Origin of the sequence: Serratia oryzae (assembly GCF_001976145.1) — a bacterium.
Taxonomy (GTDB): Bacteria; Pseudomonadota; Gammaproteobacteria; order Enterobacterales; family Enterobacteriaceae; genus Chania; species Chania oryzae.
On record NZ_MOXD01000010.1, the window covers coordinates 163,347 to 179,451 of the forward strand.

General features: G+C 44.0%; 18 protein-coding genes. 8 read left to right on the forward strand and 10 right to left on the reverse strand.

Features of this window, described 5'->3' with window-relative positions:
* The first annotated feature begins 25 nt into the window (after positions 1-25).
* Positions 26-1,243, forward strand: coding sequence for an MFS transporter (locus BMI79_RS17860; RefSeq protein ID WP_076943442.1), 1,218 nt, complete (start codon positions 26-28; stop codon positions 1,241-1,243).
* A gap of 227 nt (positions 1,244-1,470) precedes the next feature.
* Here BMI79_RS17860 and BMI79_RS17865 read toward each other — a convergent pair whose 3' ends face one another.
* From BMI79_RS17865 to BMI79_RS17910, 10 genes are all read right to left on the reverse strand, one after another.
* Entirely contained in the window at positions 1,471-1,794 is a 324-nt protein-coding gene (locus BMI79_RS17865) for a TA system toxin CbtA family protein (protein WP_244157359.1), read from the reverse strand.
* 19 nt (positions 1,795-1,813) lie between these two features.
* Positions 1,814-2,812 (reverse strand): ArdC family protein, encoded by a 999-nt coding sequence (locus tag BMI79_RS17870; RefSeq protein WP_076943444.1) that lies wholly within the window; start codon positions 2,810-2,812, stop codon positions 1,814-1,816.
* A gap of 99 nt (positions 2,813-2,911) precedes the next feature.
* A complete protein-coding gene (locus BMI79_RS17875) occupies positions 2,912-3,391 on the reverse strand; it encodes a hypothetical protein (RefSeq protein WP_125828843.1) in 480 nt (159 codons plus the stop codon).
* The gene (locus BMI79_RS17880) at positions 3,391-3,705 is read right to left on the reverse strand and encodes a hypothetical protein (RefSeq protein ID WP_076943446.1); all 315 of its coding nucleotides are present in this window, start codon (positions 3,703-3,705) and stop codon (positions 3,391-3,393) included. Before BMI79_RS17880 ends, BMI79_RS17875 begins: the two co-directional genes overlap by 1 nt.
* A 101-nt stretch (positions 3,706-3,806) precedes the next feature.
* Positions 3,807-4,259 carry an antirestriction protein gene (locus BMI79_RS17885; protein WP_083704479.1) on the reverse strand — a complete coding sequence of 151 codons (453 nt, stop codon included), beginning with the start codon at positions 4,257-4,259 and terminating at the stop codon, positions 3,807-3,809.
* Between the two features lie 74 nt (positions 4,260-4,333).
* Entirely contained in the window at positions 4,334-4,801 is a 468-nt protein-coding gene (radC, locus tag BMI79_RS17890; RefSeq protein WP_076943447.1) for a RadC family protein, read from the reverse strand.
* A gap of 100 nt (positions 4,802-4,901) precedes the next feature.
* Positions 4,902-5,186: a hypothetical protein gene (locus tag BMI79_RS17895; protein WP_076943448.1), complete on the reverse strand. Its 285-nt coding sequence runs from the start codon at positions 5,184-5,186 to the stop codon at positions 4,902-4,904.
* A gap of 22 nt (positions 5,187-5,208) precedes the next feature.
* On the reverse strand, positions 5,209-5,538 hold the full coding sequence (locus BMI79_RS17900; protein WP_076943449.1) for a hypothetical protein: 330 nt from the start codon (positions 5,536-5,538) through the stop codon (positions 5,209-5,211).
* A 341-nt stretch (positions 5,539-5,879) separates the two neighbouring features.
* Complete coding sequence (locus tag BMI79_RS17905; RefSeq protein WP_076943450.1) at positions 5,880-6,785, reverse strand: integrase domain-containing protein; 906 nt, start codon at positions 6,783-6,785, stop codon at positions 5,880-5,882.
* A gap of 1,173 nt (positions 6,786-7,958) precedes the next feature.
* Positions 7,959-8,516, reverse strand: coding sequence for a hypothetical protein (locus tag BMI79_RS17910; RefSeq protein ID WP_076943451.1), 558 nt, complete (start codon positions 8,514-8,516; stop codon positions 7,959-7,961).
* Positions 8,517-8,883: 367 nt separating this feature from the next.
* Between BMI79_RS17910 and BMI79_RS17915 the strand changes: the two genes are divergently transcribed.
* The 7 genes from BMI79_RS17915 to BMI79_RS17945 all read left to right on the forward strand — a co-directional run bounded on the left by BMI79_RS17915 (position 8,884) and on the right by BMI79_RS17945 (position 16,071).
* Complete coding sequence (locus BMI79_RS17915) at positions 8,884-9,615, forward strand: alpha/beta fold hydrolase (RefSeq protein WP_076943452.1); 732 nt, start codon at positions 8,884-8,886, stop codon at positions 9,613-9,615.
* 407 nt (positions 9,616-10,022) lie between these two features.
* Positions 10,023-11,243, forward strand: a complete 1,221-nt coding sequence (locus tag BMI79_RS17920) for a nucleotidyltransferase domain-containing protein (protein WP_076943453.1) — start codon at positions 10,023-10,025, stop codon at positions 11,241-11,243.
* Between the two features lie 303 nt (positions 11,244-11,546).
* Complete coding sequence (locus tag BMI79_RS17925; protein ID WP_076943454.1) at positions 11,547-12,665, forward strand: hypothetical protein; 1,119 nt, start codon at positions 11,547-11,549, stop codon at positions 12,663-12,665.
* A gap of 330 nt (positions 12,666-12,995) precedes the next feature.
* On the forward strand, positions 12,996-13,247 hold the full coding sequence (locus BMI79_RS17930) for a hypothetical protein (protein WP_076943455.1): 252 nt from the start codon (positions 12,996-12,998) through the stop codon (positions 13,245-13,247).
* Positions 13,219-13,566: a low molecular weight protein tyrosine phosphatase family protein gene (locus BMI79_RS17935; RefSeq protein ID WP_076943456.1), complete on the forward strand. Its 348-nt coding sequence runs from the start codon at positions 13,219-13,221 to the stop codon at positions 13,564-13,566. Before BMI79_RS17930 ends, BMI79_RS17935 begins: the two co-directional genes overlap by 29 nt.
* A 356-nt stretch (positions 13,567-13,922) precedes the next feature.
* A complete protein-coding gene (locus BMI79_RS17940) occupies positions 13,923-14,681 on the forward strand; it encodes a hypothetical protein (RefSeq protein WP_076943457.1) in 759 nt (252 codons plus the stop codon).
* 268 nt (positions 14,682-14,949) lie between these two features.
* Complete coding sequence (locus tag BMI79_RS17945; RefSeq protein ID WP_076943458.1) at positions 14,950-16,071, forward strand: hypothetical protein; 1,122 nt, start codon at positions 14,950-14,952, stop codon at positions 16,069-16,071.
* The last annotated feature ends 34 nt before the right edge of the window (positions 16,072-16,105 follow it).

Here is a 16,105-nt window from a genome sequence, read left to right on the forward strand (position 1 = left end):
GTTAAAAATGACAAGGGTGTGTCTAATGGTTTCAAATAAAAATTTTAATAACTTTCTTTTTAGCTCAGCATTTTCTTTGCTGGGAATTGAAGTCTTCCATTTAGCCATACCCTTGGTTGCATTAAGCCTGGGTTTTACCGCGATAGAAATTGGATGGTGTACCTTCTCATTCTTCCTACCTGTTATTATTATCAAGATTATTTCATCTGCAGTTATTGAGAAAAATAACAAAAAAAACACATTAATTTATAGCGAACTAGGTAGGCTTGCAAGCACTATAATATTTATTATTGGCCTATACTTATTTAAAGATAATGGATTGTATTGGTTTATTCCTATTTCTTTCATTTTCGGCACATTTACAGTTTTCACGGAAATAACTGAACCTACAGCATTAAAAATGCTACTCCAAGGAAAGGACTCCGTTTCAATTTTATCTCGCTATGAAATAAGAACAAGATCTATACAACTTGTAGCACCTGTTATTTGTGGCACGCTTGTTACTTTAAGTATTTTTTATCCATTCCTAATTATTATTTTAATTTCTATGTTGTCTTTTTATTTTTTACTAAAAACACATTTACACCATAATGAAAAGAATGTTTCTAATAATGTCGGGGTATTTAAAGACATAAATTCTGCATTTCGTTGGATGCGGGAACATCGTTTTTTTAGTTTAATGGTTACACTAACTTCAATTAATAATTTCTTACATCCAATACTATATTTAGGAGTTATATTGTCCTTACAAGGAAATGAGTTTGGGTTTGACACTACTGGGGCTATTCTGTCCGGACTTGGTATTGGTGGAATTTTAGGTAGCCTGATATCCAGGAGTGTAATTTCCCGGTTTTCATTTAGAACTCTAGTTTTAGGGGTTAATTCATTAAGGATATTAGTCTTTATTGGCTTTTTACTTTTTCATGAGCCTATAGCATATTTTATACTATTCATTATGAAGTCCATATTAGGCGGCTTATGGAATGTAAGTTACAGCATTTATTCCATTAAGGAAATGCCCGATAGTTACGTAGCTAGAATATCTGCTATCAGTGGTTTAATGATAAAAGCAAGTGCTGCTATAGGTAGCCTTTTAGCTGGGTATCTAATAGATTTTACGGGAATTAATGTAACATTCTTCATTCTTGTAGCGCTTACGATTATTATGCTTATTTGCTCATTACCATATAAGAATGAATATGAAAAAATCGATTTAAAACGGAATGAATCGCTTATCACATGATGTGGGTTGCGAGAACGGCACCTGATTGAACTAAGCAGTACAAAATTACGAAAAACCTCATAACGATGGTGATAACGGGCCGTCTGGTTAAATAATGAAATAAATTCCGCAACATGCGGATTAGGATTTGCCATAGGGATGTTTCCTGAAATAAAAGGGGAAACATCCCCCCAGGGAAATGTTTCCCCTGGGGAGTGGCAGGTTATTGACTAACCTTGGGTGAAAAGTCAGTGCTGGTTCGGTCTATCGCCCGTTTCATCGCTACGGACAAGCTGGACGTTCTCCGGCACGGTCTCCAAGACGGCCACCATAAAGTGGCTCGCGGTCAACAACGGGCTCCGGGGAGACCAGGCGTTCTGGTCTATCCGGTCCAGGTGGTATTTCTCCACCAGTTGGTTAATCGCTTCAAACACCGGCACGTTAAGCTCGACCAGTGCCTGTACAACGGCATCGTCATGCAGGTTGGTGTCGTTCAGAGTCAGCCCGAAGTGTTTCTCCAGGAGAAACGCCGCTATCTTTTGGTATTCGCGAATTGCAGTCGTGTCCATCATGTCTTCCTCCAACAGCGGTTCAGGCAGCAGCCAGGGCCTGTTCACGTAAGATAAGGTACTCAAAGGCTTCTCGAGCAAAACGGCTTGCCTGGAAGATGGCCTTCTTGTCTTCCTTCAGTGCTTTCAGCCAGGAAGCGATATAGCTTTCATGCTGAACATCACCCTGGATACCCAGTTCGGCGCACAAAAATGCCGAACCGATTTCCGCCACCAGTTCTTCAAACGCATACACCGGGTCACCAAACCGACGGGTTGAAGACGTAATGCCTTCTCGCGCCAGCCGGGAGATATGACCGGTGGAGTGCATCAGTTCATGCAGCAACGTGCTGTAGTAATCTGCCGGGCAGTTGAACTGCACGGCCTCCGGCATGGTGATTCGGTCAGCAACCGGGCTATAAAACGCCCGGTCCTGATACCGATGCACCACTGGCACACCGCTGCAGGTGACCACCTGTTCGGCCCGCTGGATACGCTCAATATCGTCTTGCTCAGGTAATTCCTCTGCCTCACCGGCCACACTCACCGGCGTCAGCAGTTTCTCGGGTAAATTCTCGCACTGCTCGACGTTGAACAGATGAAAGCTGGTCATGAAATTCCGCTGGGAAACCACGGCGTTCCCTTGTTCGTCAAACAGCGGTTTGCCCTGCTCGTCCGTCTCTTTCTTCTCGAACGGCTTGAACAACGTTACCAGTGTCGATTTCTCGCCCTTGCGAACGTTACCGCCCACGTCCAGTGCCTGCTTGAACGTCAGCCAACGGTGAGAGGTAAACCCCTTGTCCGCCGCATCAATCCACAACAACAGCACGTTGATGCCGCTGTAGGCACGCCCTGTCACCGCATTAGCCGGTAATCCGCGCATACTGCCCGTGTGGCCACCGGCGACGGTTTTCCACGGCTTGCGCCAGGGAGGTGTCCCCTTCTCCAGCGCGGCGATGATTTTATCCGTCACCACCTGGAACAGGTCCGCTTTATCCTGGCGACGTGATGCCGCCTTTTTCTTGGTGTGTTTCGTTGTCATGGTCAGTCCTCGCCATAAAAAAACGGGGATTGACCCCCTTGCGGGAATAAATCCCCACAAGGGTTGTCAGTGCTACCGTCGCGTTAATCGACCATAGCGTCAGTCTGTTGAAAGTCCGGGCGGCAGTATCACCGCCAGGTCAAGATGCGTGTTGAGCCAGTCAGCCACCTGCTGCCACTCGGTACGCGCCACCGTCGAACGAATGCCGTAGCACCCAGGACAACAGTGGCTGGCCAGCAGCAGGACTGCCATCACCAGAAAATCGTAGGGATGATGGCCGGTATCGCATTGACCTTGCTGCCGTTCGACAGAGAACGAACGTACCAGGCAGAACGGGTCACCCGACAGGCCTGCGTCAAAATCACCGTTAAAGGCGATAACGCCGATGCCAATCAGGCTGTCGTCATACCTCAACGGTTGGGTGCCAGTGAGGTCACAAACGACCAACGGCCTTCCCAACCAGCGAAAGTCCGGCTCATTGCGCACCTGATGATGTACTCGAGTTGTTGCACGACACAACTCGCGCCAGGCCTCATGGGAAGCGGCCTGGTAGTGGATAAACGAATGACGTCGATTCATCACCATCCCGCCGCGGCTGCTGCCGAATCTCTCTGGCCTACGCTGAAAAAGTAGTCCCAGGCTCCCGGACAAATCGTTCTGCCCAGCGCAACAACATCGTCGAACAAATCCTTGCAGGAAGGATGTGTATAGCGAGGTGAATCTCCCCCACATTCCCAGGCAAGCGTTTCGGCCAGATGGCCAACCGCCCAGATATTATCGGTAAAATTATCTTCATCCGAGTGGGTGCCAATGCCCAACCTCTCGTAAGCTGCAATGACCAACAGGTCACCTTCAAGGTTCGCCAGGTCGCGCAGGTCATCTATCATCGTCATGGTCAGTCTCCAGAATAAAAAAACGGGGACTGACCACCCAAAGGGAAGTCACTCCCCTGTGGGTGGGTAAAATACCGGGCGGGTTAACGCCGTGGGTGGCACTAATCAATGGCACCGGCAATCGCCATGCCTTCGGGATGCGCCAGGGCAAAACCGCGTAGCCGATGGTAGCTCTCGATGAAAAAGTCATGGCCAGACTCCGCCAGGACGCACAGGGCATAGAGTGACACCGTCAGCCCCAACGCCTGGGCGCTCATCTCACCCTGGTAATAGTTTGAGGTAACCTCGATCCGATAGGTTTTCTCAGTCTGCGGACAGATAAAGAACCCGCCATCGGATTGGGTATACCAGTGCCAAAAATCACCGCCATAGTCCTGACTGAATTGACGGGCATAGGCGTAGCACATCTCGGTAAAGCTATACACATGGCGAGTCGCACTGTCCGGGGAAAAACCCTGTTGGACGAGCACCGAAGCCAGGCGGTAGTAACCGGTCATCCAGTCCGTGAGCGCCGCCGTGACGACGGGGGTATCTGCTTTTGTCGTTAGTGTCATTTCAGGTCTTCTCCAAAAATGAGCGGGACCTGTCCTTTGGGGACGGGGCCCGCAAAGGATTGAGTTAAATCAGGTTACAGCAGGGTCATATTGAGCCAACCACGCTCGGCAAACGACACCGCCTCACCATGACCGATCACAATGTGATCCAGCACGCGCACATCAATTAATGACAGCGCAGCGGTCACCGTTTCCGTCACGGTTCTGTCTGCCTGGCTGGGCTCAGCCATCCCCGAAGGATGGTTGTGCGCCAGGATCACCGCAGCGGCATTGTAGGCCAGGGCCTGCTTGACGATTTCCCTGGGATAAACATTGACCGAGGCCAACGTGCCGGTAAAGGGCGTTTCACACGCGATCAACCGGTGCTGGTTATCCAGATACATCACCATAAACACCTCGCGCTCCTGCCTTTCCAGTTGCAGACGCAGATAACGGCGAACCGCATCGGGTTGTGTTAGCACCACCGTGCGGGCCTGCAGTTGTCGTTCCAACAACCCGATAGCCTGGGTGATGATATGTTGCTCATGAGACTCATAGTGCATAGGGTACTCCAGAGAGATCGGCGTACGCCTGCCCTGTCGGGCAGAGGTCGACCCGATCAGGTGAAGATCATGAAGGGTGTAAAATGCAGACGGTACCGGGTTAGCGATCCACCACTACCGAGGTCGGTAACAGCACCTCACCGTGCGGATCCACCATGGCAATACGTTCACGCAGAAGCTGACAGGCTCGGGTAAAACAGCGCCGGTCACGCTCACTCGCCCGCTTGCAGCCCAGGTTTTCCAGTTCAGCAAGATGGCGTTGCGCACAACTGCGCCAGGAACGCCGTTCACTGTGGGTCACACACGCATAAAAATGCGCGTTGGCCAACGTCAACAGACGGTCTGTGGCGTTACGGTAGTCTGCTACCAGAACAAACGTCGTCATCAGTCACTCCTGTTTGTTCGGTTTAGTGATAACGGTAACGAAGCGTCGCCAGTTGCTCAGCCAACAGGCAGGCTTCACGAAATACCCGGTGACGACGGGGCCCCGCATTCAGGCCCACACGGCACCATTCGTAGGTATATTCACCAGCATGCCAACCGGTACGGCACAGTATCGCCATCCCCCAGGTTCCCGCCTCAAGCGGAAAGACCTCGGCACGGTAGCTGACACGCCCGGTTTTATTGGCGATCCAATCACCGTGACGCGCTTCCTTCCGTTCAGGAAAAAGCCGATCAAACAGGGGAAAAGCCCCACGGGTGACGGATGCAGCATGACGCTGGGTAAAGGTTTGCATGATGTTCTCCATAAAAAAAGGGAACATCACCGCCCTGAAGGGAAGCGTGTTCCCTCAAGGGTGAGTCAATCAGACGGGATGCCATTCAAGGCATGTTGGATAAGTGCACCTTCATCGCAGTGAACTGCGATCCCCGCTTTCAAAGGTTCAGGGGGGTTACCGCTCTAGAGCGCGTCCTCTCAGGTTAAGGTCGCTTTGGCTTGTGATTGCCCGAAGGCGTCCTTCTCAAATCACCAGGACATTGGCTGTTGTCGTAGACAACGGGTTAGCCTGAAAAATCGTACACAATTCAAACGTAGTCGACAAGCCCCATTCGGCATAAATACTCACCGTTGATGCCGTCAGGACTCATCATCACTCACACGGTTATACACTCTGGCAACATAATGCCCGCGCCCGTCCCCATGCCCCAAATCCATTGAAACCATTGCCTCGGCCTCTTTTCGACTCAATCCCTTATCCATATGATATTCCGTTGCCTCTCGAGAATAGGCGTAACGCAAACTGTGGGGGGATTCCTTTCCCGTTAATCCGGCCTCTTTCAGCGTATTGCGATAGCGGTCGATAGCCGAATGCAATGTGGGTTTATCAATTAATCGTCCGCCATGCTGATTGGCATATTTAATTGCTTCACTCACTGCGTGAATAACCTGGTCACGATTTACAATCGTCGTATCTCGCGGTCGACCACCTTTAGTGCCAAATACAATACGCAGCCGTTCATCGCCCTTATTCAATGCCTGCTGCCAGGTTTTTAATGATTTGGCAGACTGCACGGCTTCTTCCGTTCTTAATCCTAAATAACGCGCCAATTGCATAGCGGCGGCAACACCGTCGTCTTTTTCACGTATCTGGACGAGCGCTGCGTGATAGCGCTCGTCCGAAATAGCGACTTTAGATCCGTCACGACTGGCCCCGGATAAGCCGAGCGCTGAATTACTTAATCGTTCATGGTTCGGATCGGCGAGTTTCGTCCTGCCTGCCGTGGTGAGTATCGCCCGGATAGCCGCCATTTCATTTTGCATTGTCCGTTTAGAGATATTTTCAGACTGACGACTTTTAATATACAACTCAATGTGGTGGGTCTTGATATTACTCACGTCGCGGATCTGAATATTTAATTTCAGCATACTCGCCGCCAATCGGGACGCTATTCTGGCGCGATCTGAAACTGTTTTAAAACTCCCCCCTGACTGTCGGGCCAAGGTGATCAATTGCTTACTTAACTGCTTATTGGCTCTCGACATCCCCCTACTCCCTTCGTCCTGAAAAACGCACGACATTACCGCCTTCGCCTCGAAGGATGAAGGACGTACCGAACTGCATTTTTGATATACGACAAAACGTCTGAACAACGTTCAGCACGACAGTTATACATCCTGGCCCCGACGACACGGTGTGATTTGCGCTTCCTGCGGCTCGACTGATAACTGTGCATCGGGGTGGCAAAATGTTGAGTTCTTGTGAGGTATCCACAGCTCGCTGAGCTGCTTGCGGCTTTCGCCGGTTCCTGACCGTTGTCAGGTCACCTCCATCCGTCAGCCTTGACTGACGTTGCCATCGTTACCGAGTCGATTGTTCTCCTTCATTTCATGGGTAAGCGTCTTCATAGGGGATCCCCGTTTTTATGACGCGTGGGTTTAAAAAATGGCCTTTTACTGTTCTGGACGTTCCGTAGCCCGAGGTTCGGCCAGGGTACTACGTGTCGGTCAGAGCGTAGAAGACGTTGGTAAAGCCCGTATGACGTGGGTTCGTCCGTTATGCGCTTTGCGCGTCACTTGGTATATGCTTCGCAATGACACAAGTGACGCGCTGCGCAACTCCCGCGCCAAATGCAGCTCTCGCAGATGCCAAATGTTCCAATTGGCCTTGCAGAGAGCAGCAAATGTTGCCGGGATTGCTGGACGTCGGTCCAAAAAGATAGGGGCATAGACGTGGTGTTTCTCCGGGTAATGGAGAAACTGCCCCGCCGGGAAGTTTCCCGCTGGGGTGCCAGTTGTCGTGATGAAACTGACTGTCTGTGAGTGGATAAGTGCACCTTCATCGCAGAGAACTGCGATCCCCGCTCTCAAAGGTTCAGGGGGGTTACCGCTCGAAAGCGCGTCCTTTCAGGTTTAGGTCGCATTGGCTGTGGTCGCTCGAAAGCGTCAGTCTCAGACCACACTTCTCTCCGTATGACTTTGGCTGTGTGATCACCCGAAGGCGCTTCTCTCAGATCACTTGCGCACTCCATGCGCTGAAGCATTGGCTGTTGTCATCGACAACGGTAGGACAGGAGGATGATAAATGAGAGTTCGAGAACCTTCAAACAAAAAAGAAATGGTGGCCAGGCATCTTTGCTGCTCATTAAGAGTCAGCTTCGTGCCAGAGGCGGACGTAACTTTATATTTCCAAAAAATATTGTTATCCAGATTATCTCATTAAGAGGTGGTCTGTTCCTTAGTGAGCTGATAAACATCATACATGGATGAACTTTTCATCGGTTTTACCGCCCAATGAAAACGCACCCCTTTGCCAATCATGATAGCGCTACGAATTTCGCTAGTTGGCTGAAACTCGTGATTCGACTTTTGAAATTCCATTTGCCTGTTGCGCAATGGAGCCGCGCCGTAAATTTCTCGAAACTCATGAATTAGCATCGCTTCGAATTCAGAATAAACCTTTGAGACGTTTCTCGCCCGAGGGAAACAATAGCCAATGAGGAACTCATACTCGCCTTGCAGGTCCGCGAGATCCATCAGCCAGTTCTTATGCTGAGTAATGCGTTGTTCAAAGTTTCCTTCGCCGATGTAGACCGTGGGGGAAATACCGCGTGGGTACTCAATAGCGAATAGACCATTGAGCCTGATGACATAAACGCAGCGTTTAAGATCCTCCTGACTAACGCCTCTGCTTTGTAATACTGGAAGAACATCTTTTTTCCAAGTCTGACGGCAGTTCCACTGCAGCCAGTCCCACTTAATTTGTACTACTGCCACTTAATCACTCCTTATCAAGGTTGTTTTGCTCGCGTTGCATCGGTCAGTTGAATTCACGGCTTAAATTTATCTGGCGATAGTCAACGAAGTTGTAACAAATGGATAGCTAGGTGCAAATGCTCACTTACCACCCTGAATAAATATCCATGTAATATCAGCAAAAAGCTACTTTCATGAGCAGTTATTTTGAGCTACGTGGGACGCATAACCAGATTGTGGTTCAGTCAATAGCCATCCGTCCGCTGTTCGCTCATAGCGGCCCTATGACAGCTATGAGCGAGGAGCAGACATCATACAATTACTTGTTGAGCAGCCTGGCTGAAGACGTGTATGCTTTCTGTACACACGAAAAGTGAAAGAGACATATATGCTAGTTACTTCAGGAATACCGCAGTTGTCATATGTTTCAGAGGGAAGGGGCCCATTAGTTATAATGCTTCACGGTCTTCTGATGGACGGAAAATCATGGACAGACAATGGGATGAGCTCATTTTTCAGTCCATTTTTCCACGTTGTTTGTCCGGACCTTTTAGGCCACGGAAAAAGCGTAAAGCCGCACGTACAAAGTTTATATACACAAGAAAATCAGGCATTATCCATTGTGAAAATTATGGACGCGCTGGATTACGAGAAAGCGCATGTCATCGGTTATTCTTCTGGCGCATGGGTAGGATTGGGGCTGCTGAATCACTATCCAGAACGACTTAACTCCGCTGTATTAGGCGGGTGGGACTTCAGCAATGGCCTTCCGGAAACGCCTAACGGCAAACTGACTTTTGATATGTTTATATCTTTTGCAAGGACCACAGCACCTGAACTTACCTCTGGGCTTTCGCTTGAAGATGAAGAAAGTATAAAATGCTTTTTCAATGAATTAAGAAAGTATACTGGTGAAAAAGAAGGGTTATTTCCTTATCAGACCCCAACGTTGTTTTGGGCAGGTACCAGCGATCCTTATTACGTATCAATGGCTGCGATAGCAGAACAATATTCTTTACCGATGATCACGGGTAAGGGAGATCATTTGAGTGAGATAAATAATCCGGATAAAGCATCAATAAATGGAATATTTAAATTTATTGAATCCCTTGAGGGGTAAATTTCGTTTGTTATCTGTTCATCCAGACATAAAGCACAGTAGCTTTACTAACGTTCGCTCCTGGCACGATGTGGACAATTGTGTAGAGGCTGATGGTCCGTTTTGAGCGAACAACGGACATTGCGTGTGCCCATCAATCATAGCAATCAACTGAAATGACGACTACCAAAGCAGTGCCGATTCAGTGTGTTAATCAATGGGGAGCAGGTCATGGTTAGTTCATATACCTGAGCGGCAACAGTTCAATATCTTCTGATACAGGCTCAAATCTTGTGGAAATCCATCGTTAGAACGGTAGCACTAATATTTATTTCATAGATGCTAAAAACCAAATTTTTTCTAACCACCATCTTGACTTTGTAAATTAATATGTAAAGATACAGAAAATGATTGAATAAGATAGAGAAATGGCTTTAAAAAACAGTGGTTTTTATTTTGATAAAGTTGATTTATTATCTAAGATTATTGGCTGTTCAACATTAACAATTTCATGCCTATCGATCTTTGGGGTTTTTTTGAGTGCTCATTGGCTCTTCGGCATTGCAACCATCACTTTTATAATACAATTCATCACTTGGCTTTTAATGTATTTTAAAACTGATTATTCAGCCAAAGCTATCGCAACAAAAAGATTGGAGATGTTGAGAGGTATTATAGGTGAGGGTAATTTTTATCGAGAGAGACTTTACATTGACGGGGATGCGGAAAATAATAATGGCTTTCATGCAGAAAAATTAACACGCCTCATACAAGAGAACGCATATTGGAACTCTATTTTATATATTAAAGCTTTTCAGTGTAAATTATACTCTTTTATAGCAACAATATTGTTGTTAATTTTAATAATTATTACCATGTATGCCACGCTGACTGATAATTTAGATTTTCAGTATAGCCGCACCATATTTGGAATATTGGTTATAAATAATTTCTATAATTTATTTTCAGAAGTATCTGGTTTTTATAGAGCCCACAATGAGATGAAGAAAATAGATAACTTTATAGAGATTAATGACCGCAATGCTCCAAAATACCTGTCTTATATTTATTCAAAATACGAGCATGAAATATTTACAGCGCCTAGTATCAAAAAATCGATTTATTTAAAGTACAGTGCAAAAATAAAACGCTCATGGATTCAACGGCTTTATAACAAAAATAACTTCCAAAGCAAAAAGTTGATCGACGCAGTTACAGAATTAACATTATTACTCCAATCCATTACGGAGGAGTGGAATATTACTGGAGGGGCGAACAGATACTTACGCGGCGTTCAAATTTATGCAAATGATATTGATATCATCACAACGGAGAAGGGAGCCAATGAAATATGCAAGTTAATCTACCCAAGTTTCAACGGAAAATTATGTAAAACGACATCAGAAAATATAAAGTCATTTTATTTCACATTTATGTTCAAAGGTATCAACATTGAAATAATGGGAGACCCAGAGAACAAAAATGAATTAGGCTGGCGTGAAAACAAAAAATGGAAAAAAAATCAGGACTCACTTTCATTAAATGGCATTGATATACCCTGTGTAAGCTTAGAGTATGAAGTTGAAATCAATCAAGAAATTGGTAATTGCAATGCATTCAAAGATGCTAGTTATCTGGATGATTTTTGATAAAAAATTTATGGAACTCCCGTGAAAGGATATTCTAGCAACTTCCGCTCTTGGCACGAAGCGGACGTACAAAACAATTTTTATAATTAATGGGCGTTGCTAACACGATAATTCTATGGCTATCCATCATTTTAAATCTTTCTTCGGGTCTACTTTTCCACTTTGATGTAGCTTTTCTGATGACATAATATATGTCAATATTACCAAAGCTTGATGCTATTAACTCATCGTATGGAGTACTCATGATGGTGAGGGTTTAGTGAAAACCTCTCGTTACTGAGTTGAAATTATACAAGGATATCTATGAAAATCGCGCCTTTGAATATTAGTCTGTTTGGGAAAGATTCGGAGTTGATAAAAAATTATTTTGAATCTTTTACCGAGTCATTGGCAGAAAAATTTGGTGTTCAACCTGATGCATTCTCCACTTATTTAGGTACTTTTGAACTTTTTTTAATGACCAGGGAATGGGATGGGGACTTATCGTCTTTAGATGAAAAAATCACCATATTGATAGAATGGTTTGCTTCGCTAGATAAGTCGGTTTCAAAAGCTGTTTTTGTTAAGGCGGATGAAGGTTGCAGAGAGGCAAATAATTCATTCTGGTCAATGAAAAATTCTGACCTAAGGACAAGCAATCATTATTCTTTTAAAGAAAATATTGATAAACAATTTGAAAAAATTAACAGTATTTTAGAATTCATGGTGGCAAGAGAGGGATGGTTGATTGCTGCCTTCCAAAGCAAAAATATTGACGTAATGAAGGCTATCTCTTTTAATAAAATTATGGGCGACTGCAAATATTTTTTGGGTGAAAATAGCAACCTTGCTGTCGTAGATGAGAATTTATTCGACATCCCACTTAATCAGTGGCGAAATATCGCAGCACACCAGAGTTACAAGTGTTTTGGTGGGAAAATTAATGCAAACTATGGCAGGGATAATGTAAAAATCATTACGATTTCTGAGGATGAGTTAGAGCAAGCATGCTTAGAAATCTATAAATTAAGGATTGGAATTAAACTTATTGTAGGGCTAACTCTGTCTATTGTGGCCGCAAGGAATGAAGACTTCATTGACCTTTCTCAATATTCTCCAAGGTCCTTTTTACATGACCTAAACTTTTTACTTGAAAAGTATGGTACTCAGGTGGAGACTTTCGAATTTTTGAATGATTTAGTTGTAGATGGTAAGAAACTTGAAGTGCCAGATGATTTTTCTATCTTTGATGTGAAATTTACTTACGATAGTGCTGTTACTAGCGATGATGCTCGTCTCTTTGAGATAGTATTACGCATTGCTGGCGTGCTTTCGCATGTTTTTAGTGAGTACAATTCTCTTCCTGATAAAGAAAAAGTTTTGCTTCATTTTTCTCGGTCGCCAGATAATGGATTTCACACAGTTTATTCTTATGATGATTAACTCGAGGGGAATAAACTATGTTGCAAACGTCTGCTCTTGGCACGAAACGGACAGACTGATGGGCTGTTGGGTCTGCTATGAGCGATAAACGGCCCTTGGCCTCTAGGCCTTTAAGATGCCCGTACAGCGCCAGTTGTCGCATCGTAGTAAGCAACTCATCTCAATCGAATTAACAGTGTTAAATCATTCCGGGACTTTAGGCGGGTTTAAACGCAGAAGTGATTATAGATGCGTTTTGCAAATTGCCTCTAACACGTTAAAATCATCCCGTTCGTTTCTCTCCGTATTATCGCGGCTGCTAAACCCGATCAATCTGAGAGAGAAAAAAAGATGAAAACATCCCGTAACCGGGGTTGGCGTATTGCGCAAAAGCAGCGCAATAAGTCTCGCGATAACAATAACGGCATGTTAACGTTCCGTGGCGAAAAAAACTGGAAGATGCTTTACACACGCTCAGACAAATTACTGCGTGCCGCAAAGCTGGGGATTGAGTATCCACGTATTACCAAGCAACAGCTGAGTATGCGCGGTCTGGAAGAGTATCTACTTGCCGATGAACGTACTTTTTATATGCAGTCGTAATCAATGGCGAAGCCCAACGGCGGAACAGGTGTTCCGCCGTTATCCTTCGCTTGTTGTTCGGTCTGCTGGCACAAGCCGGAATGCTAAAAAAAAGGTGTCGCACGATCTGCTTCACTGGGCCGACGTTATCTGTGTGATGGAACAAAAGCACAAGAATCGTTTAGTGGCTGAATATGGCCGCATCATCGAATATAAATCCCTACACGTCCTCGATATCCCCGATGATTACCTCTTTATGGACCCCGAATTGGTAACAATATTTTTAGACACAGTACCGGAAAGACTGGGGCTAGTAATTGAAGAGAAGGCAGGAAGGTGATCGGTTATATTCTGTCTCGGGTTGATTCCTGTGCGGTCAGATAAATTTTTACTGCGCCAACTGACGTAACAACATATCTACAGATACCGGATGAACATTTCGGCCGGAATTTAGGATATCTTAGTGGTAGCTTTGAGCGAGGAGCGGACTGTGATTGAACGTCTTCTAGACTAGTACGCCGTTAAAAATAAGATCCGCGGCTTCGAACCATTACATTTCACGGATCCATCTCGCCATAAAGAGTCTATCCATATGATTTCAATAGATATATATTGATTGTTGATTTTTTATTTTAATCATGCAAGTCTAGTCTATTGATTGACAGTGTATGGTTTTTTAGTATTTAGGAATGGTCAATGCTTACAGAAAAGCAATTATTTGAACTTATTAAGGCATTACAGTCGTCCAATTTCTCGACAGCAGAAATTATTTGTTTAAGTCTAGCCGTCATTGTCGCAGCATTAATTATGAGTTTTCTGGTTTCTATTGTTACTGAAAAGGCTAAAATCTCAGCAACTAATTCCAACTATGAAACACTGCGGGAACAGTTATCTATAAACACCACTACTATTAAAGACATAGAGAAAAAGATAACTTCCGAATTATGGATTTCTCAGCAGGTCTGGCAAAAAAAATATGATATGTATGAATTTGTCTATGCACAATTACTCGCGATTAAAAAATGGGCAGATAATGAGTTTAATATAATTGAGCTTCATATGACTCCTGGGTGGATAGAAAATAGTTACCAGCCATATTTTAATGAGGCGCAAGAAAAGCAATTTTATAAAGAAATCCAACAGGCTCAAGATGATATTGATAAGGCATTGAATGATAAGGATATTCAGAGTAAAAACAGAGAGCTACAACAAAAATTAAGCATGGCAATGACATCGCTAACTGAAATTTTAATAACTAAAGCAATTCTTTTGAATGATGATGTAACTGTAATCTTAGAGAGATTAATTGAAAATATTGGTTTTGATCCTTCCCCATTGGATTATGAAGAGCCAGATGATTATGGCATTAGAATAAAATTAGCTATTGATACGGCCTTGAAAGAAATAAGAGCGACAGCAATCTCTGATCTAGAAATTAAGCATCAGGACTGTTAGCAGCCCGTCAGGGTCAGGTAATGGAGGTTTAAATCCTCTCGTACAGGAATAAATTCATATAAGTAATAGTATTATAGATTATATATATTCCAGGATGTTGCACAGGGAGAGCATGAGGAATAACAACCCCATTTATCGTGTTTTCTCTTGGTAAAGCTCATTTGTAACTGCTAATATGGAGTTTATAGAACTACAGGCTTTGACCGTTACATGGTGCTGCTGAAAGGTAAGAAAAATAATAAGCTTTGTTAAATCACCGAGAAAATATATGAGCGAAATTAACATTCCAATTTTGATCGCGAATTTCAAACCATTCAGGCTAATATCTCGTGATGATTCTGATGTATGGAGTCCTAGCTTAGAGGAGATAAATAACTCCACATATGACTATGTGAAACTTCACAGAACAAGTAGGTTCTTTAATGCACATTTACCTAAACCAATGCCAGCATGTTTTGGATTCGATGGGAGCTTAATATTTCCATTTATTAAAGAATTTAAAAATGATAATTTAGTTGTTGAAGAGGTTAATAGAATTCTAGCCTCTATATTTATCGGTGGGGTTTATGTCGAATCAATCGTGCCTTTAGATGTGTCAAGGGGAATAATGAATATTACAGGTTACTACCGTCATTCTTCCACTCACAGCAGTAATTCTAATTTCCATCGTGCAATTGGAGAGTGTGATGCAGGCTCATTGGCTTCTATCAGATTGCTCGAACCTGAGATTATAAATGCTGATAAGATCATATCAGCATATAACTATGGACATAAGGTTTTGTCTAAACTACCAACGTTATCTCCCTCGCTATTTATAGGTGCATTTACATATTATAAACAACATCAATTGTGCGAGGCATTAGCGCACGCTTGGATTAGCATAGAGCAAATATTAGAGTTTATTTGGAAAGAAACAATAGTCGAGGATGCAAAGTCTGTTAATATTCATAAGAGACGAAAATTTATTGAGTCACAACAATGGAATTCATCACATAAAATTGAAATGCTTTTTCAAAACAAATTTTTATGTGAGGAGAGTTATTCATTTTTAAGTAAGGCGCGGTTTGCCAGGAATGACTTTATCCATAAGGGATTAACGCCCTCATATGAAGAATCTCACTCGGCGTTAATGTCGCTAATTTTACTTGTGGAAGTTGCTTCAAAAATAAATGAAGTTGATTTTGATCGGGCTAACTTAGATAAGAATCTGTCAGATAATACAAAACATTGCATTCCTCAAACTTTTACTCCTAAAAAAAATGAAAAAAAAACTCTTAATGTAAAATATTGGCGAGAAATGAAAAAGATTCCAGGCGATAAAGGCTGGGAAGGAGAGTTTGAATCATACCCAGATATTACTTTATCAGCGATTGGTGCAAGTGAAGATTAAAGAGTTATATATTCCGACAGAAACGTCCGCTTCA